This window comes from Sphingomonas sp. Leaf343, assembly GCF_001423765.1.
Classification (GTDB): domain Bacteria; phylum Pseudomonadota; class Alphaproteobacteria; order Sphingomonadales; family Sphingomonadaceae; genus Sphingomonas.
The window spans coordinates 161,362-187,288 of record NZ_LMPG01000010.1; the positions used below are offsets into that span (position 1 = coordinate 161,362).

Here is a 25,927-nt window from a genome sequence, read left to right on the forward strand (position 1 = left end):
GGCACGGGCGAAGCCCCAGAGTGGAGTGGCCGGTGGCGCGCAAGTTCCTGTACGTGATGGTAGTATTGATCGTGCTCGTGATCGCGGGGGCGTTCGCCTATCGCTTCTACGGCAACGACCTGATCCGCTGGACGATGGTGCCCGGAGAAGCGTTCCGCGCGCAGCCGAGCGTCGCCAGCCGCGCCTATGACGACAAGGCGATGTGGCTGGCGCGGCCGGACCTTCCGGGCAACCCGGCGTTGTGGGCGCCCACCGGGTATAGCTCGCGAGGCAAGGCGGGCGGCGCGGCGGTGTTCTTCATCCATCCCACCTCCTATGTCAGCCGCGACCACTGGAACGCGCCGACGACCGATTCCGAGACCAACGATCGCGCCGCGCTGTTCATCCGGGGACAGGCCAGCGCGTTCAACGAGGTCGGCGAGGTCTGGGCCCCCCGCTATCGACAGGCGACGTTCGGCGCCTTCCTGACCAGCGTGGCGGATGCCGACCGGGCGCTGAGCCTCGCTTATGGCGATGTCGACGCCGCCTTCGACAGTTTCCTCCGCCAGATCGCGCCGGGCCGGCCGATCATTCTGGCGGGTCACAGCCAGGGCGCGCTGCACCTGACGCGGCTGTTGCGCGACCGCGTGGCGAAGGACGTCCGCCTGCGCCGCCGGATCGTCGCGGCCTATGTCGTCGGCTGGCCGGTGTCGCGCGTGACCGATCTGCCGGCGATGGGCCTGACGGAATGTCGCACGCCGGATCAGGCCGGGTGCATCCTGTCATGGCTGACCTTTGCGGAGCCGGCGGACCCTTCGCTGATTACCGACACCTATGATCGCACGCGCGGTTTCGACGGTCAGGCGCGGCAGAACACGCCGATGGTCTGCACCAACCCCCTCGTTGGCCGGCCGGACGTGCCCGCCCCCGCCAGCGCCAATCTGGGCACACTCTATCCGTCGAAGGATCTCGCCACCGCAGACATCGTCGCCGGCAAGGTGCCGGCGCGATGTCAGGGCCGCGGTTTCCTGTTGATCGGCGAAGGGCCCGATGTCGGACCCTATGTGCTGCCCGGCAACAACTATCACGTCTACGATTACAGCCTGTTCTGGGCGAACGTCCGCGCCGATGCCGCCCGCCGGATGGCGGCGTTCACACGATGATTACGACGCAAGCGGCCGCGTTTCTGGAGGCACTGCCGACCGGTGGACGGTTGATGGGGCTGGATGTCGGCACCAAGACGATCGGCACCGCGCTTTGCGATGCCGGCTGGAGCTTCGCCAGCCCGGCGACGCTGATCCGCCGGACGAAATTCACCAAGGACAAGGCGCAACTCGTCGAGCTCGCGGCGGCACAGAATGTCCGCGGCCTCGTCATTGGCCTTCCGCTCAACCTCGACGGAACGGAAAGCCCGCGCAGCCAGTCATCGCGCTCCTTCGCCCGGCTGGTCGTGGACATGGGGCCGGTGCTGCTCTGGGACGAACGCTGGTCCACGGTCGCGGTCGAACGCGCGATGATCGAACAGGATATGAGCCGCGCCAGGCGTGCGGAACGGATCGACAATCTCGCGGCCGCGTACATTCTACAGGGTGCGATCGACGCGTTGACGATCAGCTAGCGGCATCGCGAAACAGATCGTTTCCCACATGAAAGTCATCTCAGCCTTCGCGAATGGTTAAACGTCCGTTGCGGACCCAAGTTCGCCAACGGAGAATCGACGATGAGAAACCTGTACGTGCTACTGGCGACCGTGATCGCCCTCGCTGCCACGCCCGTCTCCGCGACGGAGGTGATGGATGCGAAGGGCGATTTCCTGACCAGCTATACAGGTCCGCAACTCGCCGATCTCGACGTCACCCGCTTCTCCGTCAGCTATGATGCGGTCAATGCGCAATTCCTGCTCGGCGCGAGCATGGCTGGCACGATCGTTCCGGGCACGGCCGGCTTCTACGTCATCGGCGTCAACACGGGCACCGGCACGATCCGCCCTTTCGCGTCGATCGGCCAAGGTAACGTCATCTTCAATCAGGCGATCGTCATCAACAAGGATGGCACCGGCCGGATCGGTGCGACGACGCTGAACCCCGCCAACATATCGATCATGGGCGACAGCTTCATGGCGCGGATCGACGCCGGACTGCTGCCGACCACGGGCTTCGCATTCGATCGCTACGGCTTCAACCTGTGGCCGCGCGTGGGCTTCACGGGCAACGCCGACATCAGCGATTTCGCGCCGGAGAACGCCGTGCTCTCGTCCGTGCCGGAACCGGCGAGCTGGGCACTGATGATCGCCGGCATCGGCATCACCGGTGCCGGCCTCCGCCGTCGCCGCCGCGTCGCGGCCATCGCCTGACCTCGCACGAAGATCGAGATTACACGATGGGAGCGGCGGCTTGCCCGCCGCTCCCGGCTTCGCTACCCGCGAGCGTCGATGCAACGCTCCGATCACCGCCCCGCCACGATGATCCAGGGGGGCGCGGTGTTTCCGCATCGCCACCTGACCGGGATCGACGGACTTCAGCCGCACGAGATCGCCTATCTGCTCGACGAGGCCGAACGCTGGGTCGAGGCAAACCGCACGCATGCCAAGAGCGAGGCGCCGCTCGCCGGCCTGACCCAGATCAACGCGTTCTTCGAAAACAGCACCCGCACGCTGCTCAGCTTCGAGATCGCGGGCAAGCGGCTGGGTGCGGATGTCGTCAACATGCACGCAGCCCAGTCGAGCGTGAAGAAGGGCGAGACGCTGATCGATACGGCGCAGACGCTGAACGCGATGCGAGCCGACGTGATCGTCATCCGCCACATGAGTTCGGGCGCGGTGAAGATGATCGCCGACAAGGTCGACTGCGCCGTACTGAACGCGGGCGACGGCCGGCACGAGCATCCGACGCAGGCGCTGCTCGATGCGTTGACGATCCGGCGGCGGCGTGGGACGATCGCCAACCAGCGCGTCGTGATCTGCGGTGACGTGCTGCACAGCCGCGTCGCACGATCCAACATTCTGAGCCTGACCGCCTTGGCGGCGGAAGTCCGCGTCTGTGCCCCCGCGACGCTGATGCCAAAAGCGATCGAGCGGATGGGCGTGACCGCGTTCACCGACTTCGATGCGGCGCTGGAGGGAGCGGACGTGGTGATGATGCTGCGATTGCAGAACGAGCGGATGGACGGAGCGCTGGTCCCCTCCCCCCGCGAATACCGACTGCGCTACGGACTGACCGAGCAACGGCTGGAGCGGGCGGTGCCGGGGGCGCTGGTGATGCATCCGGGGCCGATGAACCGCGGTATCGAGATCGACTCGGCGGTTGCGGACGGGCCGCAGTCGGCGATCACCGAACAGGTGGCGATGGGCGTCGCGGTGCGGATGGCATGCCTCGACGTGCTGACGCGTCGGGCGCGCGGCGTGGAGGGCTGGTGATGCTGGCATTGACGAATGCGCGGCTGGTCCTGCCGGACGGCGTCGCGACGGGCGGGCTGCTGGTTCGCGACGGCATGATCGCGGCGGTCGGGATCATCGACGTGCCTGAGGGTGCGGAGGTCGTCGACTGCGGCGGCAGGCTGCTGGCCCCCGGCATCGTCGATCTCGGCGTGTTCAAGGTCGATCGCGAGGCGTGCCGGCGCGGCGGTATCGTGCGCGTCGGCCTGATGCCCGACCAGTCGCCGGTGCTGGATGGTCCCGGCATCGTGCAGCGCGCGGCCTTGGTCGGGAAGCCGGACCTGTGGATTCACCCGATCGTCGCGGCGACGCGCGAGTTGAAGGGGCAGGATCTCGCCGAAATGGCGATCTGCGCCGAAGCGGGGGCGAAGGCGGTCGGAACCGGTCGGGGCTGGATCGCCGACTCGGCGGTCATGGCTCGGGTGCTGGCCTATGCCGCCGGGCTCGGCATGGCGGTCGTCGCGCATGCCGAAGACGGCACGCTGACCCAGCATGCCGTCGCGACGGAGGGCGAGACGGCGACGCGGCTGGGGCTGGCGGCGGCACCGGCGGTGGCGGAGGCGCTGGCGGTGGCGCGGGACCTGATGCTGGCGGAGGAAACCGGCGCAAGACTGCACATCCGTCAGGTGACGACGGCGGCGGCGCTTGATCTGGTGCGGGCGGCGAAGCGGCGCGGCGTTGCCGTCACCTGCGGCATCACGCCTGCGCACCTGCATCTGTCAGCGATTGCCGTCAGCGATTTCAGGACGTTCGCGCATCTTTCGCCGCCTTTAAGGGAGGAGGCCGATCGGCAGGCGTGCCTTGCCGCGGTGGCGGACGGGACGATCGACGTGCTGTCATCCGGCCATGATCCACATGGGCCGGAGGCGAAGCGCTTGCCGTTCTCCGACTCCGCGGCGGGTATGGCGGGAGCTGAGACGCTTCTGCCGCTCGGGCTGATACTGGTGCGCGACGGACTCGTGACGATGGAGCGGCTGTTCGCGATGCTGGCCACCAACCCGGCGCGCGTGCTGGGGCTGGACAGCGGCACGCTGGCCATCAACCAGCCGGCCGACTTGCTGCTTTTGGATGAGCGAGCGCCTTGGAGGATCGACGGCGAAGCCTTTGCTTCGGCTGGAAATACTCCGTTTCACGGGCTCCCGGTCGAGGGGCGCGCCGTGACCCTGTGGAAGGGCGGGCGCGAAGTCGTCGCGCGGTAGCTACTCCGCCGGTTGAGCGACCGGCGGCGCCTCCGCCGGCAACAACCGACCGCGCCGCCACGGACCGTAGATATAGTAGAGCGCCGCACCGATCAGCGTGACGGTCGATCCGACGGGGAAGCTCCACCAGAGGGCGTTCGCCCCCAGCGCCGGCCGCGCCAACAGCGCGATGCCGAGCCGCACGGGGAACATCGCGACGAACAGGATGACGAGCGGTCCCCAGACCGCGCCGTTCGCGCGGACGACGCCGAACAGGACCATCGTCGCACCGAACAGGATGAAGCTCCAGCTCGCGATCTGCGCGATGTGCTGACCGATCGGGATCGACGGACTATCGGCGGCGAGGAACAGGCCGAGCGTCGTGCGGTCGAACCCCATCACCGCGGCTACCAGCACACCGGTCATCGCCAGATTGCAGATCAGGCCGGCGCGCGTGATCTGCGACACCCGGTCCCAGCGATTCGCGCCGATGTTCTGCGCCGCCATCGCGCTGACCGCCGCGCCGATCGCGAGCGCGGGCATCTGCACGTAACCCCAGAGTTGCAGCGTAATGCCATAGGCGGCGGTGGTCGCCACGCCCTCCCGGTTGACTAGGCCCACCATCGCGAGGCCGGCAACCGAGATCACCAGCATCTGCGCACCGATCGGCAGGCCCTTGGCCAGGATCAGGCGGACGAGCGCGGGATCGGGCTTGATGAAGGCGCGGTCGGTATTCGACAGGCGGATCGGCAGCTTGCGCCAGCTCATATACCCGACCAGACCGGCGATCGCGATGCCGTTGGCGATCAGCGTCGCGGTGGCGGAACCGGCGATGCCCATGCGTGGAAACGGTCCGACCCCGAGGATCAGCAGCGGGTTGAGACCGGCATCGACGATCACCGCAAGGATCATGAACCAGAGCGGCGTCATTGCGTCACCTGTGCCGCGCAGCCCCATCATCGTCAGCACCAGCATCATCGACGCCGGCAGCCCGAGGAAGATGACGCGCAGATACTCTTCCGCCAGCGGCAGCGCCGGCCCCGGCGTGGCGAGCGCGACGAGGATGGGATGGGCGAAGGCGAAGCCCAGCGCAGCCACCACCACCGAAGACGCCAGCACGAGCCCGATCGCCGATCCGAAGGCACGCCGTGCCTCCATGACGTCACCCCGACCCCAAGCCTGCCCTACGAGGATCGTCGCGGCCATGCCGAAGCCGAACACCGCGCCGAACATCAGGAACATGATGATGTTGGCATTGGAGGTCGCCGCCAATGCGTCCTCGCCGAGGAAGCGCCCGACCCAGATCGCGTTGATCGACCCGTTCAGCGACTGGAGGATATTCGATCCCAACGTCGGCAAAGCGAACGCGATCAACGTCGTGGCGATCGGGCCGGTGGTCAGGTCGTTCCGTGCCATAGATCGGTTCGCTCGCGTGAGGTCAGGCCAAGTTTAGTCCGATGCGCCTCGTTTGCGCAGGTCTCATCAGTCTCGGTGCTCAGGGCGCGAGCGGGCGGGACGATGGCAGATGCGCGGTGTGCAGGACAGCGTTTCCCGCAGCCGGCGTATCGATGAGGCGCAGCTCGGGTGGTGTCCAGCGCCGATGCGCGTCGTGGGTCGCACGTCATGCACGGCATCTGGACGCCGGCATTCGCCGGGGTGGGTTGCTGACGCGGCCCCTGACATTCCCCTGCTCCCGCGCCGCCGGGAGCACTGAAGGGTGCCTTACCCCAACCGTCCCAAGGCCGCCTGCAATCGCGCCGCTTCGGCCTGCTTGTCGGCGTGATCGGCCCGCGCCTTCTCCACCGCCTCGGGCTTGGCGCGTTCGATGAAGCTGGCGTTCGATAGCCGGCCGTTCAGCGCATCGCGCTCCTTCTCCGCGGCGGCGATGGCCTTCGTCAGGCGGGAGCGCTCGGCGTCGAGGTCGATCACGCCTTCCAGCGGCAGGATGAAGGTCGCTTCCTCGACCACCACCTGCGCCGCACCGCCGCCCCCCTGCCCCTCGGCGAGGTCGACGCGGGCCATGCGCGCGAGCACCGGACGCTGGCGCTGCAGCCTAGTCAGAGTCTGTTCTGACGCGTCGCGAACGTGCAGCGGCAGGCGTGCGCCCGGCGGCACGTTGAGTTCGGTGCGGGCGGCGCGGATGTCGCCGACGAGGCGGATCAGCCAGTCGATCTCCTGCTCCGCCTCCGGATGCGCCGCGCGCGCGTCCGGCATCGGCCAGCGCCCAACGATCAGGTCGTGATCGCGGGGTGCGAGGCCGTGCCAAAGCTCCTCGGTGATGAAGGGCATGAACGGGTGCAGCAGCACAAGAATTTGGTCGAGAATCCAACCGGCTACGGCCTTGGTCTCATCATCGATGTTCGTTTTGATGAGTTCCAGATACCAGTCGCAGAAGCGGCTCCAGACGAACTGGTAGATCGCATTGGCGGCGGCATCGAAGCGCAGCTCGGCGAGGGCAAGGTCCACCGCCTGCACCGTCGCGACGCATTCCGCGACGATCCACTGGTTGACGGCGTGGGTGGTGGCGGGAGGTTCGAGCGTGGTCGATCCGCCGATGCCGTTCGCCTGCGCGAACCGGCACGCGTTCCAGAGCTTGGTCGCGAAGTTGCGATAGCCCTCGACCCGCTTCTCGTCCATCTTGATGTCGCGGCCCTGGCTTTCCATCGCCGCCATGAAGAAGCGCAAGGCATCCGCACCATAGGTGTCGATCAGGCCAAGCGGGTCGACGGTGTTGCCCTTCGACTTCGACATCTTTGCGCCGTCCGCAGCGCGGACAAGGCCGTGCAGATACAGCGTCTTGAAGGGCGCATCTCCCATGAAATGAATGCCCTGCATCATCATCCTCGCATCCCAGAAAAACAGGATGTCGAAGCCGGAGATGAGCACGTCGTTGGGGTAGCGGCCGCCGAGCGTCACCGCCGAACCTCCCTCGGCAGCGAGTTGGGCATCTGGCCAGCCCAGTGTCGCGAAAGGCCAGAGCGCGGATGAGAACCATGTGTCCAGCACATCGGGATCGCGGACCAGCGTCACGCCCTCGCCCGCTTCTGTCTGCGCTTCGGCTTCAGTTTCGGCGACGAAGATGCGGCCATCCTCGGCGAACCACGCCGGGATACGGTGGCCCCACCACAATTGCCGCGAGACGCACCACGGCTGGATGTTCTCCATCCAGTTGAAGAACGTCTTCTCCCACGTCTTCGGTACCAGCTTGATCGCGCCGGTGCGGACCGCCTCGATCGCCGGCTGCGCCAGCGTCTTGGCGTCGACATACCATTGGTCGGTCAGCCACGGCTCGATGACCACGCCGGAACGGTCGCCGTAGGGTGTCTGGATGACGCGATCCTCGACCCGCTCCAGCGCGCCAGCCTGCTCCAGCATCTCGACCACTCGCTTGCGGGCGTCGAAGCGGTCGAGGCCGATCAACTCGTCGGGGACGCCGCCGCACTGGACGATGCGGGCCTGCGCATCGAGCATGTTGAGCATGTCGCGCGCCTCGATCCCGGCACGACGTCCGACCTCGAAGTCGTTGAAATCATGGCCCGGCGTGATCTTGACCGCGCCCGAGCCCAGCTCAGGATCGGCATGGTCGTCGGCGACGATCGGGATCAGCCGGCCGGTAATCGGCAGGCGGACCTGACGACCGATCAGCGCCACATAGCGTTCGTCGGACGGGTTCACCGCGACCGCCATGTCGGCGAGCATCGTCTCCGGCCGGGTCGTCGCGACGGAGATCGTGTCGCTGCCATCCGCCAACGGATAGGTCAGATGCCAGAACTTGCCCTGGATCTCGCGCGTCTCGACCTCGAGATCGCTGATCGCGGTGCCGAGACCCGCGTCCCAGTTCACCAGTCGCTTGTCGCGATAGAGCAGCCCCTGTTTGTGAAGGTCGACGAACACCTTCAGGACGGCGGCGGAAAAGCCCTCATCCATGGTGAACCGCTCGTTCGCCCAGTCCATCGAACAGCCGAGACGGCGCAACTGCTGCGTGATCTGGCCGCCGGACTCGGCCTTCCAGTCCCACACGCGCGCGACGAACTCCTCACGCGTCAGGTCGGTGCGCTTTTCGCCGTTGGCGGCCATCTGGCGTTCGACCACCATCTGCGTCGCGATGCCGGCGTGGTCGGTGCCGACCACCCACAGCGCATCCTTGCCCTTCAGACGGGCATGGCGCGTCAGGATGTCCTGCAAGGTGTTGTCGAGGGCGTGGCCGATATGGAGGCTGCCTGTGACATTCGGCGGCGGATTGACGATCGTCCACGGCTCCGCGCCGGGGCGATCGGGGCGGAACAGGCCGTTCGCTTCCCAATGCGCGTACCAGCGCTGTTCGATGGCGGCGGGGTCGAAGGTCTTGGGAAGTTCGGTCATGCAGGACCCTTAGCGGGGCCGCGCGCCGTTCGTCACCCCCTGCCCGTCCGCATCACTTCAGACCGGTCCACTTCCCCATCCAGCCCAGAACCTCCCGATACCATTGCCGCGAGTTCTTCGGTTTCAACACCCAGTGGTTCTCGTTCGGAAAGACGAGCAGGCGCGACGGGATGTCGCGGCGCTGGAGCGCGGTGAAGGCGGCCAGCCCCTGCGTGTAGGGGATGCGGAAATCCTTCTCGCTGGTGATGACAAGTTGCGGCGTCTTCCACGCGGCGACGTGGTTGACGGGGTTCCACTTCTCGAACGCGGCGGGGTCCTCGTAATAGGTCTTGCCGCCATGTTCCCACTCGTCGAACCAGAGCTCCTCCGTTTCGTACGCCATCGCGCGAGCGTCGAAGACTCCGTCATGCTGGACGATGCACTTGAAGCGATCGGGCCACTGTCCCTCGATCCAGTTCATCATGTAACCGCCGTACGATGCCCCGAGTGCGCAAGCATTGTCGCCGTCGAGCCAGCCGAACTTCGCTGTCGCGGCGGCGAGACCCTTCTGAAGGTCCTCGAGTGGCCAGCCGCCCCAATTGTCGCGGATCGCGTCCGTGAAGGCCTGCCCGTACCCGGTGGAGCCGTGGAAATCGACGGCGACGAGGCCGTAGCCGGCGCCGGCGAACACCGCCGGGTTCCAGCGATAGGACCAGCTGTTGTTGCTTGATCCCTGCGGTCCGCCATGGACCATATAGGCCACCGGCACCTGTCCCGTCGCGCCGGCCGGTTTGACGGCGTAGCCGTAGACAGTGTCGTTGTTCGCGCCGGTGAAGCTGAAGCGGCTGACGGTTGGCATGTCGACCCCGGCGAGCTTCTCCGCGTTCACGCTGGTCAGACGCTGTGCCTGATTTGGCTTTGATATCATGTAATAATCGTCAGGCGCGACGAGGCTGTTCATCGCCACCACCGCACCCTTCGGTACGACAGCGACGGCGGAGACATGGCCTTCGCCAGTCAGTCGATGGACCTTGCCCGTCTGCGCATCGACCCGAAACAGGGGCGTTTCCTGCACGTCGTCGGCGGTGACATAGAGCGACTTGCCGTCGGGCGTCCACGCGATCGACGCGACCGAACGGTCCCACGCCTCCGTCACAGCGCGCACCTGACCGGAGGCGAGATCGCGGATCATCAGCACCTGACGGTCGGCTTCGTAGCTGGGGCGCTTCATCGCGAAATAGGCGAGGCTGCGGCCGTCGGGCGACACGGTCGGCAGATTGTCCATGCCGTCATTGTCGGCGGTGAGGTTCGTCGGCGCGGCGGAGCCATCGGCGGGAGCGGAGAAAATGTCGAGGTTGGTCGAGGTCGATTCGATCCGGCCCGCTTCGCGCAGGGCGAAGTAGACGGTGCGGCTGTCGGGGCTCCACGCCAGTTCCTCCGCGCCGCCATAAGGCTTGGACGGCGTGTCCCCGACCAGTGCACCCTCGATGGCAACGCCGTCTCCAGTTGCGCCGGCTGGCGTGAGCGGCAGGACGAACAGTTGCGAGCGCGTACCGTCTGCCCATGTATCCCAATGGCGGACGAACAGCTGGTCATAGGTGCGGCCGGAGCCAGCGTCCGCCGCCTTCTTGACCATCGCCGGCGTCAGGCCGGGCGCACCGGGCAGGCGATCGGCCCACACCAGGAGCTTCGACGCGTCGGGCGATACCTTGAAACCGCTGAAGCTGCCCTGAAAGCTGGTCAGCTTGCGCGCTTCGCCACCGATGACGGGCATCGCCCAGACCGCGACGTCGCCGCCGCCCTTATCCGACGTGAAGTAGACGGTGTTGCCGACGATCTGAGGGTCGTTCTCATTGACGCCCACCTCCGCCGCCAGCTTTTCCGGCTTCGCCGCCCGCCTTGTCAGGTCGAGACGCCAGAGATCGTAGGTGCCGCGATCGGCTTCGAGATCGGTCTCGCGCTGCGCCCAGACGAGCCAGTGGCCGTCCCTGGTCGTGGTCGGTGCGCCGATGCGGCTGAGCATCGTCACGTCGTCGATCGTCAACTGACGGGCGGCCAACGGGGAGGGAGAGACGGTGGCGGCGAGCGCAACGCCCGCGAGGAGGAAGTGCTTCATGTCCGCAGGATAGAGCAGAAGCCCTGTCCTGCGACAACTGCCCTCAGGTGCGCGCGCCCGGCTTGTCCAGCACCTGACGAATGCGCTCGTTCAACTCGGCACGACGATAGGGCTTGCGGATCAGTTCGTAACTGCGCGCGCCCTCATCGATAGCCTCGTCCGCGAAACCGGTCGTCAGCAGCACGGCCGTGCGCGGATAGTCGCGCTTCACCGCATTGGCGAGGCCCACTCCGTTCATGCCGCCGGGCATCAGGATATCGGTGAACAGCAGCTTGAAATCCGAGTCGCCGGCCAGCACGTCGAGCGCCGCGCGAGCGCTGTTCACGAGCGTGACGTCGTAGCCGAGATCGCGCAGCATCTCCTGCCCCAGCTCGCCGACCTCGATCTGATCCTCGACCATCAGGACACGTTCGACCCCTCCGCGCGACCGTGGCTGGATGACGGGCGAGCGGCGTTCGGCCGAGGAGCCGCTGGCGCGCGGGAAGTAGAGGGTGAAGAGCGCGCCGCCACCCTCCTGATTCTGCGCGGTCGCGAGGCCGCCCGACTGGCGCATGAAGCCATAGACCATCGCCAGGCCGAGGCCGGTGCCCTTGCCCATTTCCTTCGTGGTGAAGAACGGGTCGAAGATCTTGTCGACGATCGTCGGATCGATGCCGGGGCCATCGTCGCCGATCGAAATCGCGGCATATTCGCCGGGTGCGAGCTTCAGCGACGCGCCACCGGCATCCTCGGGCAGCACGGCGTTGCGGGTCGAGATCGTGATCGTCCCCGATCCGCCCAGCGCATCGCGACCGTTGCCGATGATGTTGAGCAACGCCATTTCAGCCTGCACCGGATCGATGCGGCAGTTCCAAAGATGATCGTCGAGCTGGCGACGAAGCGTCACCCCCTCCCCCGCCGTGCGATCAAGGATCGGGCGGAAGTCGGATATCAGCTGGTTGAAGTTGAGCAACCGGTCCCGCAGTTCCTGCTTGCGCGCAAAGGCGAGCAGTTGCTGCGTCAGCGTCGCGCCGCGATTAGCGGACATGGCGATCGCATCGACCGCCCGCCGCGCGCCGCGATCGGAGGCGTCGATTTTCGCCTCCAGAATATCGACATAGCCAAGAATGACTTGCAGCAGATTGTTGAAGTCGTGAGCGATACCGCCGGTCAGCTTTCCGACCGCCTCCATCTTCTGAGCCTCATGCAGCGCCTCCTCCGCCTCGCGCCGGCGAGAGATGTCGAGCTGCGACCCGAAGAAATACAGAAGCTCGCCGCTCTCGTCGAATACCGGCGATACGAACAGCGCGTTCCAGAAGGTCGAGCCATTCTTGCGGTAGTTCAGGACCTCGACCGCCACTTCCTCGCGCTTGGCGATGGCGGCGCGGAGCTGGTCGATGATGTCGCGGTCGGTTTCCGGCCCTTGCAGGAAGCGGCAGTTGGAGCCAACGATCTCGTGCTCCTCATACCCGGTCATGAAGGTGAAGGCTTCGTTGCAGAAGATGATCGGGTTGTCCGGGCGCTTCGGATCGGTGACGATCATCGGCATCCGCGTCGTCTTCACCGCGGCGAAGAAGATGTCGTGGGGCGCATCGTGCGGCGCGACGCGATGATCGATGACGGGAGGCGGTACGTGGCCGCGCTCGAATTCGGCGGTTCCGGCGAGGTCGTGCGTGCCCATGCCGAGCGAACCGGTCGGCCGATCTTCAGTTCCCATCGTCACGCGTCGGCTATCTCGGCTGCCCGGTGATGCGCGCGATCTCGTCCGCGACCATCGTCTCGACCATCGCCGGCAGATTGCGGTCGAGCCAGTCGCGCAGCATCGGGCGGAGCATGTCGCGCACCATTCCTTCCAGCGTGCCGTCGCTCGCCGGATCGGGCTTCACGAGCAGCCGCGAAAGATTTTCGAGCGACCCGCGGCTGGCCTCCGCCGCGGAGGCGGAGATGATCGGCTCGTCCTCGGACCTGGCAGGCGCGACCGGTTCCGGCCTCGATGCCTCAACCCGCGAGGTCGGTTCGGACTCCGTCCTTGCGACGGCTTCCGGACGAATCGGCTCGACACGCGCGGGTTCGATACGGGCCGGATCGGCGCGCACGGGCTCGACCGGCGCAGGTTCGGGCCGTCGATCGAAGCCGGGTTCGACCCGCGCAAAATCGGGGCGTGCCGGCTCCGGCATCGGATCGCGGAGTTCAAGAACCTCATGATCGTCGTCGCGCGGCGGAGGCGCGGGACGGGACAGGCGACGCCCACGCGTGGGCCCGTCGCCTTCCTCCGCGATGATCCGTTTGATGGAAGACAGGATTTCTTCCATCGACGGTTCCACGCTCATGTCCCCCATCAGCGGCACTTTCCGATCGAAACGTCCCTACTGACGGTTCGGCGACGACTTTCCTGTGGTTAATGCCGGGCTTCTGTCAATGTTCGAATCGAGCGCCGGGTCGAGCGGACGCGTCACGATCGCGGTCTGCGCCGGCGTGGAGCGGGTCGTCCCGGCGATCGGGGTCGGCTCTCCGTCACCCCCGAAATCGCCGATCCGGCCGCGTACTCGCTGGTAGTTGATGGTCGGATCGTAGAGCGAACCGCCATCCAGCCCCAGGTCGCGTGCCTCCGCATTGCCCATCGCCGCGATCAGCGCGAAACCGGCGACATAGGCGTCGCGACGCGCCGTCACCAGCGTGACCTGACTATTGAGCAGTTCCTGTTCGGCGTTGAGGATGTCGAGAATCGTGCGCGTGCCGACGCTGTTTTCGGCGCGCACACCCTCCAGACTGAGCTTGTTGGCGTTGACCGCCGCCTCCGACGAGGCGATCACCTGCTGCGAGGATTGCCAGATCGCGTAGGCCGAGCGGGTCTGCGAGACGATGGCGCGTTCGGTCGCGGTCAGCACTTCGAGCGCCTGACCACGGCCGGCCTCCGCCTGCCGCACCCGCGCGGCGGGCTGGCCGCCCTGGAACAACGGCAGCGAGAGCTGGAAGCCGGTGGTCAGGGCCGTGCCGCTACCCGGAATGCGCTGGCCATTGGCGACGCTGGGGACCGAGCCGAGGTAGTTGAAATATGTGCCGGACGTGACCGCCGCGACACGGGGCAGCCGGGTCGCTCGGGCGACGCCGATGTCGAAGCGGGTCGCATCCGCCTGCTTGCGCGCGGCGAGCAACTGCGGATTACGATCCAGCGCGACGTTGACGGCGTCGGTCGGCGAGGCGGGCAGGTTCGGGATCACCGGCGGCTGGTCCAGCGTGCCCGGCGGGGTGCCGACGACGGCGATGTAGTTCTCGCGGCTGGAGATAAGCTGCGCCTCCACCGACTGGAGCTGCGCGCGGGCAAGCGCCAGACGCGCCTCCGACTGGGCGACGTCGGTACGGGTCAGGTCGCCGACCTGAAACCGGTCGCGGCTGGCGCGCAGGTTGACGTCGAGGACGCGGACATTCTGCTGGTTCAGGCCGACGATAGCCTCGTCGCGCAGCACGTTCATATAGGCCGCGACGACGTTGGTGAAGGTCGTCGCCTCGGTGTTGCGGAGCGTCGCCCGGCCGGCTTCGACGCGCGTTTCCGCCGCCTTGACGGCGTTTCTCACCGAACCACCCTGATACAGCGGCACCGAGAACTGGAGCTGGCCGTTCGCCAGCCGCTCCGGGTTCAGGAAGTTGTTGTTCGCCTGCACGACGTTCTCGGTCGCCTGACTGTTCGCCGACAGCGAGGGCAGCCCGCCGGATCGCGCGATCGGCACGCTTTCGTCCGTGGCGCGCTGGGCGGCGCGCTGGCCGGTGATCGTCGGGTTGCTGGCATAGGCCTTTTGCAAGGCATCGCGCAGCGTTTCGGCCGGCGCGGCCGTGCCCGTGAAGCAGACGAGCGGGATGGTTGCGGCGACCGACAGGCCGACGCGAGCAGTGCGAATGGTCATGGGGTCAGAACCTAAAGGCGGCGGGCTTGGAAAAGCCGGGGAGGACGACGCACTCGGCATCGAGGAAAGGTTGCACGGCGTGGCCGCCGGCGGTGCGGGCACCGACGGCGAGGCGCGTGACGCCGTTCTGGATCAGGCCGGTGGCGATCCGGGCGCCGTCGCGAAGATGCGCGAGCAGCGCATCCGGCAGTTCCTCCACCGCTCCGTCGACGAACAGCACGTCATAGGGCGCGCCGGCGGCATGCCCCTCGACCAGCGGCGCTTCGACCACATCCACGGTCGCGCCGAGCGCGGCGCGCGCCACGGCGGCCAGTTCGGAGTCGCTCTCGACCGCGGTCACGACCGCGCCGAGTTCCACCAGCAATGCGGCGGTATACCCGCCGGTCGCGCCGATCAGCAGCACGCGATCCTCCGGCACGATCTCCACGGCGTTGATGAGCCGCGCGGTGGCGAGCGGCGAATTCTGGTAGCGGGCGCGCCCCAACGGGATCATCGTATCCCGGTACGCCAGCGACGCCGCGGTGGAGGGCAGATACGCCTCGCGCGGGATCGTCGCCATCGCCGTCACGACCCGCTGGTCGTCGACCGCGTTCGGCCGCAGCTGGCTGGCGACCATCGCCTGCCGAAGCCGGGCGGTGTCCACGGATGCGTGAGTCGTCGTCGTCGTCATACCACCCCCGTCGCACAACCGTATTAGTTGCGCAATACACTTGATTAACCTTGTCGTATCCCGCCCGGGCCGGGCAGCGCAAGCGGGATGGACATCGTGGCTCTTCGGTTCGCCTTTCTAGACCGCCGATCGCGAAATTTTGGTTAACGTGCGCTAACTGGCGTGCCGGACGCATTGCACGGTTGACGCCCGCCCGTTTCCACCGCATTGCGCCGCCTCCCCGCATATCGAGGCCCGATGGCGGAGTGGTGACGCAGAGGACTGCAAATCCTTGCACCCGGGTTCGATTCCCGGTCGGGCCTCCAGACCGCTATCGCAGCGCCGCGACCAGCGGTACGTCGGCGGGGGGCATCGGCAGCTTCGCCAATGCCTCCGGCGTATCCCATCGTAGCGCCGACGCCTCGATGGGTACGGGTTCGCCGCGCCATCTGCGCACGGCGTAGAGCAGCAGCACGAGATGCCGATCACCGGCTATCAGTGTCGAAAAGCTTCTCGGCGTCAGGGCGTCGCGATCGACGGTGATGCCCAGTTCCTCCGACAGCTCGCGCACGAGGGCCGCTTCGGCCGACTCCCCTGCCTCCACCTTGCCGCCGGGAAACTCCCACAGGCCGGCATGAGCCTTCCCTTCGGGCCGCTGCTGCATCAGCACGCGCCCGTGTGCGTCGATCAGCGCCGCGGCGACGACGAGCAGCAGCGACGGTTCGACAGGTCCGGTGCCCGACATCTCATCTTTCCTTAAATCCTGTCGGCTAATCGCCCCGACATGCGCAATCGGCTCCGCAACATCGTCCGCCCTGCTCGGCGTCGTGCCCATCGCGACCGTCGGGGCGCGACATCGGTCGAATACGCGATGATCCTGGCCTTCGTCGTACTGGTGATGCTGGTGGCGCTCAGCCAGGTCGCGGATGTGACGATCGGACTATGGGGCAACGTATCGGACAAGGTCCAGAAGGCTTCGTGAAAAATGCCCGGACCGCACTTAAGACTTTTTCAACTCTCGCCCCCTAGAGAAACTCGTGCTGACCCGGTGCTACGCCGGTAGGCCGGGTGACTGAAGCTTCAGATACGGAGACCGGAAATGCAGATGATCCGCAAGATTTTCAAGAACAAGAAGGGCGCCACCGCCATCGAGTACGGCCTGATCGCCGCTCTGATCGCCGTCGCTGCCATCGCCGCGATGCAGGGCCTGGGTGGCCAGCTCAAGAAGACCTTCGAGAACGTCTCGTCGAACATGAAGGCGACGTAATCGTCATCTTCTACTGACGAACGAAATCGGGCGGCGAGGCACTTGCTTCGCCGCCCGAATTGCTTCCAAGGGGAGACTGACGTGGTTAGAAGATTACGCGAGCTTTTCGCCGATACCCGCGGCGCAACGGCGATCGAATACGGCTTGATCGCAGCACTGATCGCCGTCGCGGCGATTGCGGCGATGCAGGGGCTGGGCGGCAAGGTGAAGAAGACGTTCGAGAACGTTTCGTCCAACATGAAGGTGTCGTAAGCCGGTCGGCTGGTTACAGCCGACCCATCTTCAGGAACTTCGCGCGACGCGACTGGCGCAGGTCGGTCGCGGAGAGCGGCGACAGATCCTTCAGCGCCTTGTCCAGCGCATCGCCCAGCGCGGCGATCGCCACCTGAGGCGCGCGGTGTGCACCGCCCAGCGGTTCGGCGACGATCGTGTCGATCACGCCCAGCGCCTTCAGATCCTGCGCAGTGACCTTCATCGCCTCCGCCGCATCGGGCGCGCGATCGGACGTGCGCCACAGGATCGACGCGCATCCCTCGGGGCTGATGACGGAATAGACCGCGTGCTCGAACATCAGCACGCGATTGCCGGCCGCCAGCGCCACCGCGCCGCCGGAGCCGCCCTCTCCCACGATCGCCGCGATCACGGGCACGCCGGCTGCGAGACAGGCCTCGGTCGAGCGGGCGATGGCCTCCGCCTGGCCGCGTTCCTCCGCCTGGATGCCGGGAAAGGCGCCAGACGTATCGACCAGCGTCACCACCGGAAGCCCGAACCGGTCGGCGAGTTCGACGAGGCGGATCGCCTTGCGATACCCCTCCGGCTTGCCCATGCCGAAATTATGGCGGAGGCGCGTGGCGGTATCCTCCCCCTTTTCATGCCCGATCACGACGATCTTGAGTCCGCGAAACGTCGCGAAGCCGCCGATGATCGCCTGATCGTCCCCAAAGGCGCGGTCGCCCGCCAGCGGCAGGAATTCCGCGAACAGCCCGGCGACATAGTTCTTGAAGTGCGGTCGTTCCGGATGGCGCGCGACCTGCGTCTTCTGCCACGGCGTCAGCCGGGCGAAGGTATCCCGCAACAGCTTGTCCGATTTCGCCTGCAAGCGGCCGACATCGGTCGCGATGTTGACATTGCCGCCGGCCGCGGTTTCGCGCAGTTCGTCGATCCGGCTTTGCAGCTCGGCGATCGGTTTCTCGAAGTCCAGAAAACTTGGCATCGGGCCGGCGGTTACGGCCGGCGGAGGTCGAGGTCAACGAGCGGGTGATCGCGGTTGACGAGTTCCACCAGCCGGCTGGCATCGACATGGGTGTAGATTTCGGTCGTCGCGATGTCCGCATGGCCCAGCATCGTCTGGAGCGCACGCAAATCCGCACCCCCCGCCAGCAGGTGAGTCGCGAAGGCGTGGCGCAGCACGTGGGGGCTGACGCGGTCAGGTGGTACCCCGGCCTCCGCCGCCAGCACCTTAACCAGTTGGTACAGGCGGATGCGTGTCAGATGCTTTGCGCCGGAGGGGAAGAGATAGGTCTTTTCGGGCGGCACATGGTCCCGCCACGCGGCGACGGCGGCGCGGGCGCGGTCGGACAGCGGCACCAGCCGTTCCCTGTCGCCCTTGCCGCGGACGATCATGTACGGGCGATCGGGTCGGATCGCATTACGGGGCAGCGACACGAGTTCGGTCGCCCGCAGGCCCGATCCGTAGAGCAGCTCGATCAACGCCGACAGCCTCAGGTCGTTCGCGGAAGGATGCGCCACCGCCAGCCGCTCCGTCAGCGCCGCGAACAGCCGGTCGACATCGGCATGGCTCAGCGCCTTGGGCAAGAGACGCGCAGTACCGGGCCGGGGCAGCGCCGCGCCGGGATCGTCGGCGCGGTGACCCTCGTCCTGGAGGAAGGCGTAGAAGCGCCGCAGCGCCGCCGCCTTGCGCGCGACGGTCGCGCGGGCGAGGGAGGACCAGCCGTCCGCCAGTCGTCGCAGCACCGCCTCGTCCGCCGACGCGAGACCGCCATCGACCGCCGCCGACGCCAGCGACAGGTCGCTGCGATAGGCGGCCAGCGTGTTCGCCGCCGCGCCCGCCTCCGCCGCCAGCATTTCGAGGAAGCGATCGATCAGCGGCCGATCGCTCTGGACGGTCATGCCCGCGCGATCGCCTCTGCGGCGATCATCCGCGCCTCGCCGTCGAGGCCGACCGCGCGCAGGGCGGTGACGATGCGGTAGAGCGCCTCTGGAGGCACGCCGCGCCACGAGCCGGTCTGCATCCCGATCGCCGCCAGCAGCAGGACGCTGCCTGCCTGCCCGTCCGCCGCCGCACGATCCAGCGCCCGCGTCCAGCTGTTGGCCGCGCCGATCCGCACGTCGAGCGCCTCCGCGGCGCGTTCGATGTCCTCCGCCGACAGCCGGCCGAGGCCGGCAAGCCCGGCGAATAGCAGCCGCCGCTTGATCTCGCTGCCGCCGTCATACCCCTGAAGCTGCGCATAGCTGACGAACTGCCGCCGATCGGGATCGGCGAGCGCGAGCATCGCCCAGCCGTCGCCGCCCGCCGCGACCGCGCCCGACCAGCGTGCGGCGGTACGGTCCAGCCCCGCCGACAGCAGGGAGGCGACGATCCGGTTTGCATCCGTATTGTCGCCGCTCGCCGGCTGGCGGACCGCGGCCCGCGCTGTCAGGACGAGGCGGGCGTAAGAAGGTCTGGCTCTCCATAGCTGACGCAGCGCCGCCATCCGCGTCGCCGAATCGACCCCGGCATAGGCGGTGCGTAGATCGGTCGCCGTCGCGGTCGGCCCCGATGGCGCATCGTCATCCGCTGCGACCGCGCCATACAGATCGACAAGCGCCGTATTGGAGAACACCCCCTGCCCGGCCGCCACCTCCGCCGCCTCGACCCGCTGGGCCAGGGGAATACCGGGAGCGAGCGCCCGCCACGACATCACCTGTGCCCCGACGCCGGCGAACAGCGCCTCCGGGATCGTCGTGCCGGTCGCGGCCGCCAGTCCGAAGCGCCACGTCGTCAGCCGGTCGACCCCGTCCCATTCGATCGTCACCGCCTGTCGGCCCTGACTGCCCGCACCGACGACTTTTTCGGCCAGCAGCAGGTCCACGCCGGTCGCCAGCCGACGCCGGCGGAGCGCGGTGAACTGTGCGCGCGCGGCCGTTCCGTTCCCCGCCAGCGCGGCGCATATCGGCTGAGCGAAAGCCCAGCCGCGCTCGCCGGTCGCGGCACGACCGGCATCGGCGAGCGGACAAAGGCCCGCCGGATCGCCCGTCGCCAGCATCGCGTTCATCGCGACCTGATACAGTTTCGGCGTATAGTCGGCATTGTCGACGCCCTGCACCACCGCGCGCGCCGCGACCGACTCGCCCATCCGCAGCAGCAGCCACGCGCGCTCGGCTGCGAAATCCGCGCCGTCGACGCCATCCGGCGGCTCCAGCCTCGAACTCAGGGCGCGGCGCAGCGCGATCGAGAGCCACCGGGACGGCAGCGGCGCGGCGGTACGACGCATCAACGCCTGCACGAACCCGCCGTCCGCGCCGGCGAAGGCCGCCGGCCCGACCTCTGCCGACACGCCGACTGCGTTTAGCGAGCGGCGTGCGAATTCCGGCATCTCGTAGCGCGCCAGCGTCGCCGGATCGATCGGCGTCGGTGTCGGGGTGGGGGTCGCGGTCGGCGTGGCGCTGGGCGTGCCGGACGGCAGCGGCTGGATGACACCACCCGCCGCAGGGGTCGGCGTCGTCTCCGGAGTCGCCGGCACGGGCACGCGGCCCGGTGTCGCCGGGCGCGGCGTGGCGGGTGCCGGCGCGGGAGCAGTGTCGCCGAACCCCGGTGGCAGGATCGATTCGGGCCGCTCCTGCGCCAGCGCGGCGGCGGCGGCCGCCGCGATCACCGCAGCGGCGAGGCTCGCATTACTGGAGGTTCGCAAGCGAGACCTGCTTCTCGACCTGGGTCATCGGGCGCTCGCCGTCGCGACCGGCGAGAAGGAACAGTCCGCCGACCACCACGATCAGGATGACGACGACGGTGATGACCAGGCGGGACATGGCGAACCTTATACGCTGCGGGCACGAAACGACGGTAACGAACGGAACGAGCGCTTTTGCGCGATCGCCCGTGCGCTGTATAGCGAGGGCCGCGATGTTGCAAAGCCACTCTCCCTGGGACGGCCGGCCGATCGTGCTCGTCGGGCTGATGGGGGTGGGCAAATCCACCGTCGGCAGGCGGCTCGCCGGGCGGTTGCGTCTTCCCTTCGTCGATGCGGATCATGCGATCGAGGAGGCGGCGGGGATGACCGTGGCCGAAATCTTCGCGCAATTCGGCGAACCCTATTTCCGCGACGGCGAGCGGCGCGTGATCGCGCGCCTGATGGATGGCAAGCCCAAGGTCATCGCGACCGGCGGCGGCGCGTTCGTCAACGAACACACGCGCGCGCTGATTCTCGATCAGGCGACGGCGATCTGGCTGACGGCGCACCCGGACGTGCTGGCCGAGCGGGTCGGACGGCGCGACACCCGCCCGTTGCTGCGCGGCAAGAACCCGCGTCAGGTGCTCGCCGACCTCGCCCGCGTGCGCGACCCGATCTATGCGGAGGCCCCTATCCATATCGTCAGCCAGCGTGGGCCGCACGAGGCCACGGTCGCCGCGATCATGCGGGCGATCGGGCTGGCGCCGCCGCACGCGCCCGATCCACAGCCAGAATCCTCGCCAAAACCTTCGGGAGCCGAACAGTGAAGACCGTAACCGTCGAACTGGGCGCGCGCCGCTACCCGATCCTGATCGAGGCGGGGCTGCTGACCCGCGCCGCCGGGCATATCGCGCCGCTGGCGCGCGGGCGGACGGTCGCGATCGTGACCGACGAGAATGTCCGGGCGCACCTCGCCACCGTGCAGGCGTCGCTGGCCGGCGCGGGCGTGGCCAGCGAGGCGCTGGTCCTCGCACCCGGGGAAGCGACGAAGAGCTGGGCGACGCTTCAGCAGGTGTGCGACTGGCTGTTGCGGCTGGGCGTGGAGCGCGGCGACCATGTCGTGGCGCTGGGCGGCGGTGTGATCGGCGATCTCGTCGGCTTCGCCTGCGCGATCCTGAAGCGCGGGTGCGGATTCATTCAGGTGCCGACGACGTTGCTGGCGCAGGTGGACTCGTCCGTCGGCGGCAAGACCGCGATCAACACCGCGGCGGGCAAGAACCTGATCGGCGCATTCCATCAGCCGGCGCTGGTCCTGATCGACCCCGACGTGCTCGACACGCTGGCCCCGCGCGAGGTTCGCGCCGGCTATGCCGAGGTCGTGAAATACGGGTTGATCGACGACGCCGGGTTCTTCGACTGGTGCGAGGCCAACGGCGCGGCCCTGCTGGCGGGGGACGCGGCGGCGCGGGTCGAGGCAATCTCGCATGCGGTGTCGGCGAAGGCGCGCATCGTCGCGGCGGACGAGCATGAGACGAACGGCACCCGCGCGCTGCTCAATCTCGGCCATACGTTTGGACATGCGCTGGAGGCGGAGGCGGGTTTCGACGGCAGCCTGATCCACGGCGAAGGCGTCGCGGCCGGTATCGCGCTGGCGTTCCGCTACTCCGTCGCGCGCGGGTTGTGCCCCCCGGCGGATGCGGAGCGCGTGGCGGCGCATGTCCGCGCCGCCGGCCTGCCCGACGGGCTGGCGGCGGCGGGGATCGCGGCGTCCGGCGCGCGGCTGGTCGAGCATATGCGCCATGACAAGAAGATGGCGGCGGGTACCCTGCCCTTCCTGCTCGCGCGGGGAATCGGTCAGACCTATCTCGACCGGTCGGTCGATCTGGCGGACGTCGAACGCTTCCTCGATCGCGAGCCGCGCTGATGCCGAACGGCGTCGCGAAACGCGACCTGCCGACGAAAATCTGTCCGGCCTGCGAACGGCCGTTTTCGTGGCGCAAGAAGTGGGCGCGGGACTGGGATGCGGTGGTCTATTGCTCGGACAGTTGCCGCAAGAAGCGGTAGTCAAACGGCTAAGGCCGCAGACTCCACGCCAGCCACAGCCAGCCACCGATCATCAACGCACCGCCGACAGGCGTGACCGCGCCGAGCCAGCGCGGCGCACCCAGCGCCATCGCATAGAGCGTGACCGCGAACACCGCACCGCCCGCGACGAACAGCCATCCCGGCCCGCGCGCGTCCATCCTGAGCGCTACCAGCGCGGCGACGGCGTGGACCAGTTGATACTGGCCACCGGTCCGCAGCCATTCCTGCGCATCGCCCTGTGCCCCGTGGGCGCCGAACGCGCCCGCGATCACGGCCAGTGCGCCCGACAGCGCCGCGAACAGCCCCAGCATCAGTCCCTCGCCGCCTGTGTGATGATCCCGTCGATGCCCGCGCGCAGGTCGCCTGCCTCGACCTGTTTGCGCAACCGTTCGCGGTCGTTCGCCCGATAGGAATGTTCGGCCCGGTCGATCGCACCGTCATCGACTCCGATCGAACTCAGCGCCCGCCGCCCCATCGAAATCGCCGACTCCAGCACCTCGCGGACGACATATTCGGCCTTGCTGTGGCTAAGCTTGATAAGCGCGCGCCGGTCATAGGCACGCACGAAGATCGTGGCCTTTGGAAACGCGGCATGGACGCCCTCCAGAATTTCTGCGTCGATCTGATCGCCGTCGATACAGAACAGGATGAGTTCGGCCTCCGAAGCCCCCGCCTGCCGCAGCAGATCAAGGCGGGTGCCGTCGCCATAATAGACCTTGGCACCGAACTCGCTGGCGATATCGATCATCTCGATATCCGTGTCGACCAGCGTCACCGGCACGCCCTCTGCGATCAGCATCTGGCCGACCGTCTGACCGAACCGCCCGTATCCGACGATGATCGCGTTCGCGCCGTCGGTCTTGGGGCCGTCCCGCTCCTGATCCTTGACGATCGGCTGCTGACGGAAGCGCTTGGTCGCGCTCATCAGGAACGGCGTCGAGGCCATCGAAATGGTGACGATCGCGCCGAACAGGCTGGCCGCCTCGGGCGCGATCAACAGGCCGTTCTGCGCCTGCGCGAACAAGACGAAGCCGAACTCGCCGCCCTGACTGAGTAGCAGCCCAAGCGCCAGCGCGCCGCGCCACGGCATCCGGAAGGCGAGGCCGATCAGGAAGATGACGAGCGTCTTGGTCGCGATCAACGCCGCCGCCATCGCGAGCACGAACAACGGCCGCTCGGCGATCGCCGTCAGGTCCAGCATCATGCCGACCGCGAGGAAGAACAGGCCGAGCAGGATCGAGCGGAACGGCTCCACGTCCGCCTCCAGCTCATGCCGGTAGGGGCTGTCGGCCAGCATCACGCCCGCGATGAACGCGCCGAGCGCGGTCGACAGCCCCAGCACTTCCATGATCGCGGCCGAACAGATGACGGTGAAGAGCGCCGCGAACACGAACATCTCGCGCTCGCCGAGATTGCCGATCAGGCGGAAGAACGGCCGCAGGACGAAGCGACCGGCCAGCACCAGCCCGACGACCGCCAGCACGGTATAGATGCCGAGCAGCCAGCCCGGCGGCGCATTGGCATCCGCCGGGTTGCGGCTCATCGCGGCAAGGATCGTGATGAGCGGGACGATCGACAGATCCTGAAACAGCAGAATCGAAAAGGCCCGCTCTCCGAACGGCGTCCGCATCCGGCCCGACGATTGCAGCATCGGCAGCACCTGCGCGGTCGACGACAGCGCCAGCGGCAGGCCCAGCGCGAGCGCGGCGGGACCGGAGAAATGCGCGATCCAGACGACGCCGGTGATCGCAAGGCCGCAGGCGACGACCTGAAGCAGTCCGACGCCGAAAATCTCCTGCTTCATCCGCCACAGCCGCGTCGGGTTCAGCTCCAGCCCGACGATGAACAGCAGCAAGGTGATGCCGAGTTCGGCAATGCCCATCTTCGATTCGGCGTCGCCGACGAGGCCCAGCACGTGCGGCCCGACTGCCGCGCCCGCGACGAGATAGCCCAGCGTCGCGCCGAGGCCGAGCCGGCGGAACAGCAACACGCAGAACAGGCCCGCGCCGAGCAGGATCGCGCCGTCGCGCAGCAGCGAGATCTGTTCGTGTTCCATCACGCGTGCTGCTTCGCGGAGGCGTGTTCGGCTGCCTCGGCGGCGGCTTCGAACGCCAGCCGGATCGACGGATGGCGCGCGGTGTAGCTCAGCGCCGGAGCGAAGACGTCGAGGCCCGGCCACGCGGGCATGTCGCCCGATCCTGCCGCCAGCCACGCCGTCAGCGTGTCGCGCGCGTCGGCCAGTTCCTGCGGCGTCTTGCCGAGGATATGGTTCGCCAGCAGCGATGCGGACGCCTGCCCGAGCGCGCAGGCGCGGACGAGCAGCCCGACCTTAGCGACCCGGCCGTCCGGTCCGAGGTCGAGATCGACGGTGACGCGGCTGCCGCAGATCGCCGACCGCTTTTCGCTGGTGCCCGCGGGATCGGCGAGCCGCTCGTGATGCGCGATCGAGGAGGCAAGGCGCAGGATCTCGGTATTGTACAGGTTGGCGGTCATTCGGCGGCTCCCGCGCTGTTCTCCGACGATGCGGGCGACGGCGTGCGCGCGCCGAACACTGGTTGACCACGGCGGCGGCGATCCACGAAATCGGCGATGCCGGCGCTGGTCGCGTTCAACAGCGGATAGGTGCGGCTCCTGACCATCCATTCCGGCCGCCGAGTCGGCCCGCCGCCGATCGTGTCGAGCACGAGTGCCGCCAGCAGGAAGACGAGGCTGGCGAGGATGAGGCCCTTGAGCGCCCCGAAGCCGAACCCCAGCGCCCGGTCGAGCGGCCCCAGCACCGACGTCCGCGTCCGCGATCCGATCGCGTTCGCGACCAGCTTGCCGCCGAAATAGGTCACGCCGACGATCAGCACGAACGCCAGCACCGCCGCACCCGACACGGTGCCGACGACGCCGGTCAGCGCCTGCGCCAGCGTGATGTGGAACAGCTTCAAGGCTGCGACCATCGCCACCCACGCGAACAGCGCCAGCACCTCCGCCACGAAGCCGCGCTTCAAACCGAGCAACGCGGACCCGACGACCGCGACGAGGACGACGATATCGAGGGAGGTCATGCGGCAGACTCAAAGCGTTCGTGGCGAGTCCGGTCGAGACACGATTTGTCAGATA

General features: G+C 67.7%; 27 protein-coding genes and 1 tRNA gene. 12 read left to right on the forward strand and 16 right to left on the reverse strand.

Annotated elements, in window-relative coordinates; translation table 11 throughout:
* Positions 1–32: 32 nt before the first annotated feature.
* The 5 genes from ASG07_RS06025 to ASG07_RS06045 all read left to right on the forward strand — a co-directional run bounded on the left by ASG07_RS06025 (position 33) and on the right by ASG07_RS06045 (position 4,611).
* The gene (locus ASG07_RS06025; protein WP_055843532.1) at positions 33–1,142 is read left to right on the forward strand and encodes a DUF3089 domain-containing protein; all 1,110 of its coding nucleotides are present in this window, start codon (positions 33–35) and stop codon (positions 1,140–1,142) included.
* Positions 1,139–1,597, forward strand: a complete 459-nt coding sequence (gene ruvX / locus ASG07_RS06030) for a Holliday junction resolvase RuvX (protein ID WP_055843533.1) — start codon at positions 1,139–1,141, stop codon at positions 1,595–1,597. Before ASG07_RS06025 ends, ruvX begins: the two co-directional genes overlap by 4 nt.
* 102 nt (positions 1,598–1,699) lie before the next feature.
* A complete protein-coding gene (locus tag ASG07_RS06035) occupies positions 1,700–2,332 on the forward strand; it encodes a PEPxxWA-CTERM sorting domain-containing protein (RefSeq protein ID WP_055843534.1) in 633 nt (210 codons plus the stop codon).
* 78 nt (positions 2,333–2,410) lie between these two features.
* Positions 2,411–3,394, forward strand: a complete 984-nt coding sequence (locus ASG07_RS06040; protein WP_055843971.1) for an aspartate carbamoyltransferase catalytic subunit — start codon at positions 2,411–2,413, stop codon at positions 3,392–3,394.
* Complete coding sequence (locus tag ASG07_RS06045) at positions 3,346–4,611, forward strand: dihydroorotase (protein ID WP_443024593.1); 1,266 nt, start codon at positions 3,346–3,348, stop codon at positions 4,609–4,611. Before ASG07_RS06040 ends, ASG07_RS06045 begins: the two co-directional genes overlap by 49 nt.
* On the opposite strand, the gene ASG07_RS06050 is transcribed toward ASG07_RS06045, so the two are convergent.
* From ASG07_RS06050 to ASG07_RS06080, 7 genes are all read right to left on the reverse strand, one after another.
* Entirely contained in the window at positions 4,612–6,006 is a 1,395-nt protein-coding gene (locus tag ASG07_RS06050; RefSeq protein WP_082474573.1) for an MATE family efflux transporter, read from the reverse strand.
* Between the two features lie 306 nt (positions 6,007–6,312).
* A complete protein-coding gene (locus ASG07_RS06055; protein ID WP_055843535.1) occupies positions 6,313–8,952 on the reverse strand; it encodes a valine--tRNA ligase in 2,640 nt (879 codons plus the stop codon).
* Between the two features lie 52 nt (positions 8,953–9,004).
* Positions 9,005–11,047 carry a S9 family peptidase gene (locus tag ASG07_RS06060; RefSeq protein WP_055843536.1) on the reverse strand — a complete coding sequence of 681 codons (2,043 nt, stop codon included), beginning with the start codon at positions 11,045–11,047 and terminating at the stop codon, positions 9,005–9,007.
* A 43-nt stretch (positions 11,048–11,090) separates the two neighbouring features.
* A complete protein-coding gene (locus ASG07_RS06065) occupies positions 11,091–12,743 on the reverse strand; it encodes a histidine kinase famiy protein (RefSeq protein ID WP_236694586.1) in 1,653 nt (550 codons plus the stop codon).
* 13 nt (positions 12,744–12,756) lie between these two features.
* Positions 12,757–13,365, reverse strand: a complete 609-nt coding sequence (locus ASG07_RS06070; protein WP_201780968.1) for a DUF2497 domain-containing protein — start codon at positions 13,363–13,365, stop codon at positions 12,757–12,759.
* A gap of 27 nt (positions 13,366–13,392) precedes the next feature.
* Positions 13,393–14,928, reverse strand: a complete 1,536-nt coding sequence (locus tag ASG07_RS06075) for a TolC family outer membrane protein (protein ID WP_082474574.1) — start codon at positions 14,926–14,928, stop codon at positions 13,393–13,395.
* A gap of 4 nt (positions 14,929–14,932) precedes the next feature.
* The gene (locus ASG07_RS06080; RefSeq protein ID WP_055843539.1) at positions 14,933–15,598 is read right to left on the reverse strand and encodes a protein-L-isoaspartate O-methyltransferase family protein; all 666 of its coding nucleotides are present in this window, start codon (positions 15,596–15,598) and stop codon (positions 14,933–14,935) included.
* A gap of 231 nt (positions 15,599–15,829) precedes the next feature.
* On the opposite strand from ASG07_RS06080, the gene ASG07_RS06085 reads away from it, so the two are divergent.
* Positions 15,830–15,903 (forward strand) — tRNA-Cys (locus tag ASG07_RS06085).
* A 5-nt stretch (positions 15,904–15,908) separates the two neighbouring features.
* Here ASG07_RS06085 and ASG07_RS06090 read toward each other — a convergent pair.
* The gene (locus ASG07_RS06090; protein WP_055843540.1) at positions 15,909–16,322 is read right to left on the reverse strand and encodes a (deoxy)nucleoside triphosphate pyrophosphohydrolase; all 414 of its coding nucleotides are present in this window, start codon (positions 16,320–16,322) and stop codon (positions 15,909–15,911) included.
* 39 nt (positions 16,323–16,361) lie between these two features.
* Between ASG07_RS06090 and ASG07_RS06095 the strand changes: the two genes are divergently transcribed.
* The 3 genes from ASG07_RS06095 to ASG07_RS06105 all read left to right on the forward strand — a co-directional run bounded on the left by ASG07_RS06095 (position 16,362) and on the right by ASG07_RS06105 (position 17,096).
* Positions 16,362–16,559 carry a Flp family type IVb pilin gene (locus ASG07_RS06095; RefSeq protein WP_055843541.1) on the forward strand — a complete coding sequence of 66 codons (198 nt, stop codon included), beginning with the start codon at positions 16,362–16,364 and terminating at the stop codon, positions 16,557–16,559.
* A 117-nt stretch (positions 16,560–16,676) separates the two neighbouring features.
* A complete protein-coding gene (locus tag ASG07_RS06100; RefSeq protein WP_055843542.1) occupies positions 16,677–16,844 on the forward strand; it encodes a Flp family type IVb pilin in 168 nt (55 codons plus the stop codon).
* Between the two features lie 81 nt (positions 16,845–16,925).
* Positions 16,926–17,096: a Flp family type IVb pilin gene (locus ASG07_RS06105; protein WP_055843543.1), complete on the forward strand. Its 171-nt coding sequence runs from the start codon at positions 16,926–16,928 to the stop codon at positions 17,094–17,096.
* A 13-nt stretch (positions 17,097–17,109) separates the two neighbouring features.
* Here the strand turns inward: ASG07_RS06105 and ASG07_RS06110 are convergent, their stop codons facing one another.
* From ASG07_RS06110 to ASG07_RS18015, 4 genes are read right to left on the reverse strand one after another with little or no spacing between them, the layout of a single operon-like run.
* Positions 17,110–18,057, reverse strand: coding sequence for an acetyl-CoA carboxylase carboxyltransferase subunit alpha (locus ASG07_RS06110; RefSeq protein ID WP_055843544.1), 948 nt, complete (start codon positions 18,055–18,057; stop codon positions 17,110–17,112).
* An 11-nt stretch (positions 18,058–18,068) separates the two neighbouring features.
* Positions 18,069–18,974, reverse strand: coding sequence for a tyrosine-type recombinase/integrase (locus ASG07_RS06115; protein ID WP_055843545.1), 906 nt, complete (start codon positions 18,972–18,974; stop codon positions 18,069–18,071).
* Complete coding sequence (locus tag ASG07_RS06120; RefSeq protein WP_055843546.1) at positions 18,971–20,755, reverse strand: hypothetical protein; 1,785 nt, start codon at positions 20,753–20,755, stop codon at positions 18,971–18,973. Before ASG07_RS06120 ends, ASG07_RS06115 begins: the two co-directional genes overlap by 4 nt.
* Positions 20,739–20,873 carry a hypothetical protein gene (locus tag ASG07_RS18015; protein WP_269082628.1) on the reverse strand — a complete coding sequence of 45 codons (135 nt, stop codon included), beginning with the start codon at positions 20,871–20,873 and terminating at the stop codon, positions 20,739–20,741. Before ASG07_RS18015 ends, ASG07_RS06120 begins: the two co-directional genes overlap by 17 nt.
* A gap of 94 nt (positions 20,874–20,967) precedes the next feature.
* Here ASG07_RS18015 and ASG07_RS06125 point away from each other — a divergent pair, with 94 nt between their 5' ends.
* The 3 genes from ASG07_RS06125 to ASG07_RS16870 are packed head-to-tail and all read left to right on the forward strand — an operon-like array spanning position 20,968 to position 22,798.
* A complete protein-coding gene (locus ASG07_RS06125) occupies positions 20,968–21,561 on the forward strand; it encodes a shikimate kinase (RefSeq protein WP_082474575.1) in 594 nt (197 codons plus the stop codon).
* Positions 21,558–22,658 carry a 3-dehydroquinate synthase gene (gene aroB / locus ASG07_RS06130; RefSeq protein ID WP_055843547.1) on the forward strand — a complete coding sequence of 367 codons (1,101 nt, stop codon included), beginning with the start codon at positions 21,558–21,560 and terminating at the stop codon, positions 22,656–22,658. Before ASG07_RS06125 ends, aroB begins: the two co-directional genes overlap by 4 nt.
* On the forward strand, positions 22,658–22,798 hold the full coding sequence (locus ASG07_RS16870; RefSeq protein ID WP_082474576.1) for a DUF2256 domain-containing protein: 141 nt from the start codon (positions 22,658–22,660) through the stop codon (positions 22,796–22,798). Before aroB ends, ASG07_RS16870 begins: the two co-directional genes overlap by 1 nt.
* An 8-nt stretch (positions 22,799–22,806) precedes the next feature.
* Here the strand turns inward: ASG07_RS16870 and ASG07_RS06135 are convergent, their stop codons facing one another.
* The 4 genes from ASG07_RS06135 to ASG07_RS06150 are packed head-to-tail and all read right to left on the reverse strand — an operon-like array spanning position 22,807 to position 25,872.
* Positions 22,807–23,130: a DUF423 domain-containing protein gene (locus ASG07_RS06135; RefSeq protein ID WP_055843548.1), complete on the reverse strand. Its 324-nt coding sequence runs from the start codon at positions 23,128–23,130 to the stop codon at positions 22,807–22,809.
* A complete protein-coding gene (locus ASG07_RS06140) occupies positions 23,130–24,875 on the reverse strand; it encodes a cation:proton antiporter domain-containing protein (RefSeq protein WP_055843549.1) in 1,746 nt (581 codons plus the stop codon). Before ASG07_RS06140 ends, ASG07_RS06135 begins: the two co-directional genes overlap by 1 nt.
* Positions 24,875–25,312, reverse strand: coding sequence for an iron-sulfur cluster assembly scaffold protein (locus tag ASG07_RS06145; RefSeq protein ID WP_055843550.1), 438 nt, complete (start codon positions 25,310–25,312; stop codon positions 24,875–24,877). Before ASG07_RS06145 ends, ASG07_RS06140 begins: the two co-directional genes overlap by 1 nt.
* Positions 25,309–25,872: a CvpA family protein gene (locus ASG07_RS06150; RefSeq protein ID WP_055843551.1), complete on the reverse strand. Its 564-nt coding sequence runs from the start codon at positions 25,870–25,872 to the stop codon at positions 25,309–25,311. Before ASG07_RS06150 ends, ASG07_RS06145 begins: the two co-directional genes overlap by 4 nt.
* Between the last annotated feature and the right edge of the window lie 55 nt (positions 25,873–25,927).

Excerpts from the sequence above, each read along its gene's own strand:
- ruvX (WP_055843533.1), top strand. The coding sequence starts at position 1,139 with ATGATTACGACGCAAGCGGCCGCGTTTCTGGAGGCACTGCCGACCGGT.
- ASG07_RS06035 (WP_055843534.1), top strand. The coding sequence starts at position 1,700 with ATGAGAAACCTGTACGTGCTACTGGCGACCGTGATCGCCCTCGCTGCC.
- ASG07_RS06040 (WP_055843971.1), top strand. The coding sequence starts at position 2,411 with ATGCAACGCTCCGATCACCGCCCCGCCACGATGATCCAGGGGGGCGCG.
- ASG07_RS06045 (WP_443024593.1), top strand. The coding sequence starts at position 3,346 with ATGCCTCGACGTGCTGACGCGTCGGGCGCGCGGCGTGGAGGGCTGGTG.
- ASG07_RS06050 (WP_082474573.1), bottom strand. The coding sequence starts at position 6,006 with ATGGCACGGAACGACCTGACCACCGGCCCGATCGCCACGACGTTGATC.
- ASG07_RS06055 (WP_055843535.1), bottom strand. The coding sequence starts at position 8,952 with ATGACCGAACTTCCCAAGACCTTCGACCCCGCCGCCATCGAACAGCGC.
- ASG07_RS06060 (WP_055843536.1), bottom strand. The coding sequence starts at position 11,047 with ATGAAGCACTTCCTCCTCGCGGGCGTTGCGCTCGCCGCCACCGTCTCT.
- ASG07_RS06065 (WP_236694586.1), bottom strand. The coding sequence starts at position 12,743 with ATGGGAACTGAAGATCGGCCGACCGGTTCGCTCGGCATGGGCACGCAC.
- ASG07_RS06070 (WP_201780968.1), bottom strand. The coding sequence starts at position 13,365 with ATGGGGGACATGAGCGTGGAACCGTCGATGGAAGAAATCCTGTCTTCC.
- ASG07_RS06075 (WP_082474574.1), bottom strand. The coding sequence starts at position 14,928 with ATGACCATTCGCACTGCTCGCGTCGGCCTGTCGGTCGCCGCAACCATC.
- ASG07_RS06080 (WP_055843539.1), bottom strand. The coding sequence starts at position 15,598 with ATGACGACGACGACGACTCACGCATCCGTGGACACCGCCCGGCTTCGG.
- ASG07_RS06090 (WP_055843540.1), bottom strand. The coding sequence starts at position 16,322 with ATGTCGGGCACCGGACCTGTCGAACCGTCGCTGCTGCTCGTCGTCGCC.
- ASG07_RS06095 (WP_055843541.1), top strand. The coding sequence starts at position 16,362 with ATGCGCAATCGGCTCCGCAACATCGTCCGCCCTGCTCGGCGTCGTGCC.
- ASG07_RS06100 (WP_055843542.1), top strand. The coding sequence starts at position 16,677 with ATGCAGATGATCCGCAAGATTTTCAAGAACAAGAAGGGCGCCACCGCC.
- ASG07_RS06110 (WP_055843544.1), bottom strand. The coding sequence starts at position 18,057 with ATGCCAAGTTTTCTGGACTTCGAGAAACCGATCGCCGAGCTGCAAAGC.
- ASG07_RS06115 (WP_055843545.1), bottom strand. The coding sequence starts at position 18,974 with ATGACCGTCCAGAGCGATCGGCCGCTGATCGATCGCTTCCTCGAAATG.
- ASG07_RS18015 (WP_269082628.1), bottom strand. The coding sequence starts at position 20,873 with ATGTCCCGCCTGGTCATCACCGTCGTCGTCATCCTGATCGTGGTGGTC.
- ASG07_RS06125 (WP_082474575.1), top strand. The coding sequence starts at position 20,968 with ATGTTGCAAAGCCACTCTCCCTGGGACGGCCGGCCGATCGTGCTCGTC.
- ASG07_RS16870 (WP_082474576.1), top strand. The coding sequence starts at position 22,658 with ATGCCGAACGGCGTCGCGAAACGCGACCTGCCGACGAAAATCTGTCCG.
- ASG07_RS06135 (WP_055843548.1), bottom strand. The coding sequence starts at position 23,130 with ATGCTGGGGCTGTTCGCGGCGCTGTCGGGCGCACTGGCCGTGATCGCG.
- ASG07_RS06140 (WP_055843549.1), bottom strand. The coding sequence starts at position 24,875 with ATGGAACACGAACAGATCTCGCTGCTGCGCGACGGCGCGATCCTGCTC.
- ASG07_RS06145 (WP_055843550.1), bottom strand. The coding sequence starts at position 25,312 with ATGACCGCCAACCTGTACAATACCGAGATCCTGCGCCTTGCCTCCTCG.
- ASG07_RS06150 (WP_055843551.1), bottom strand. The coding sequence starts at position 25,872 with ATGACCTCCCTCGATATCGTCGTCCTCGTCGCGGTCGTCGGGTCCGCG.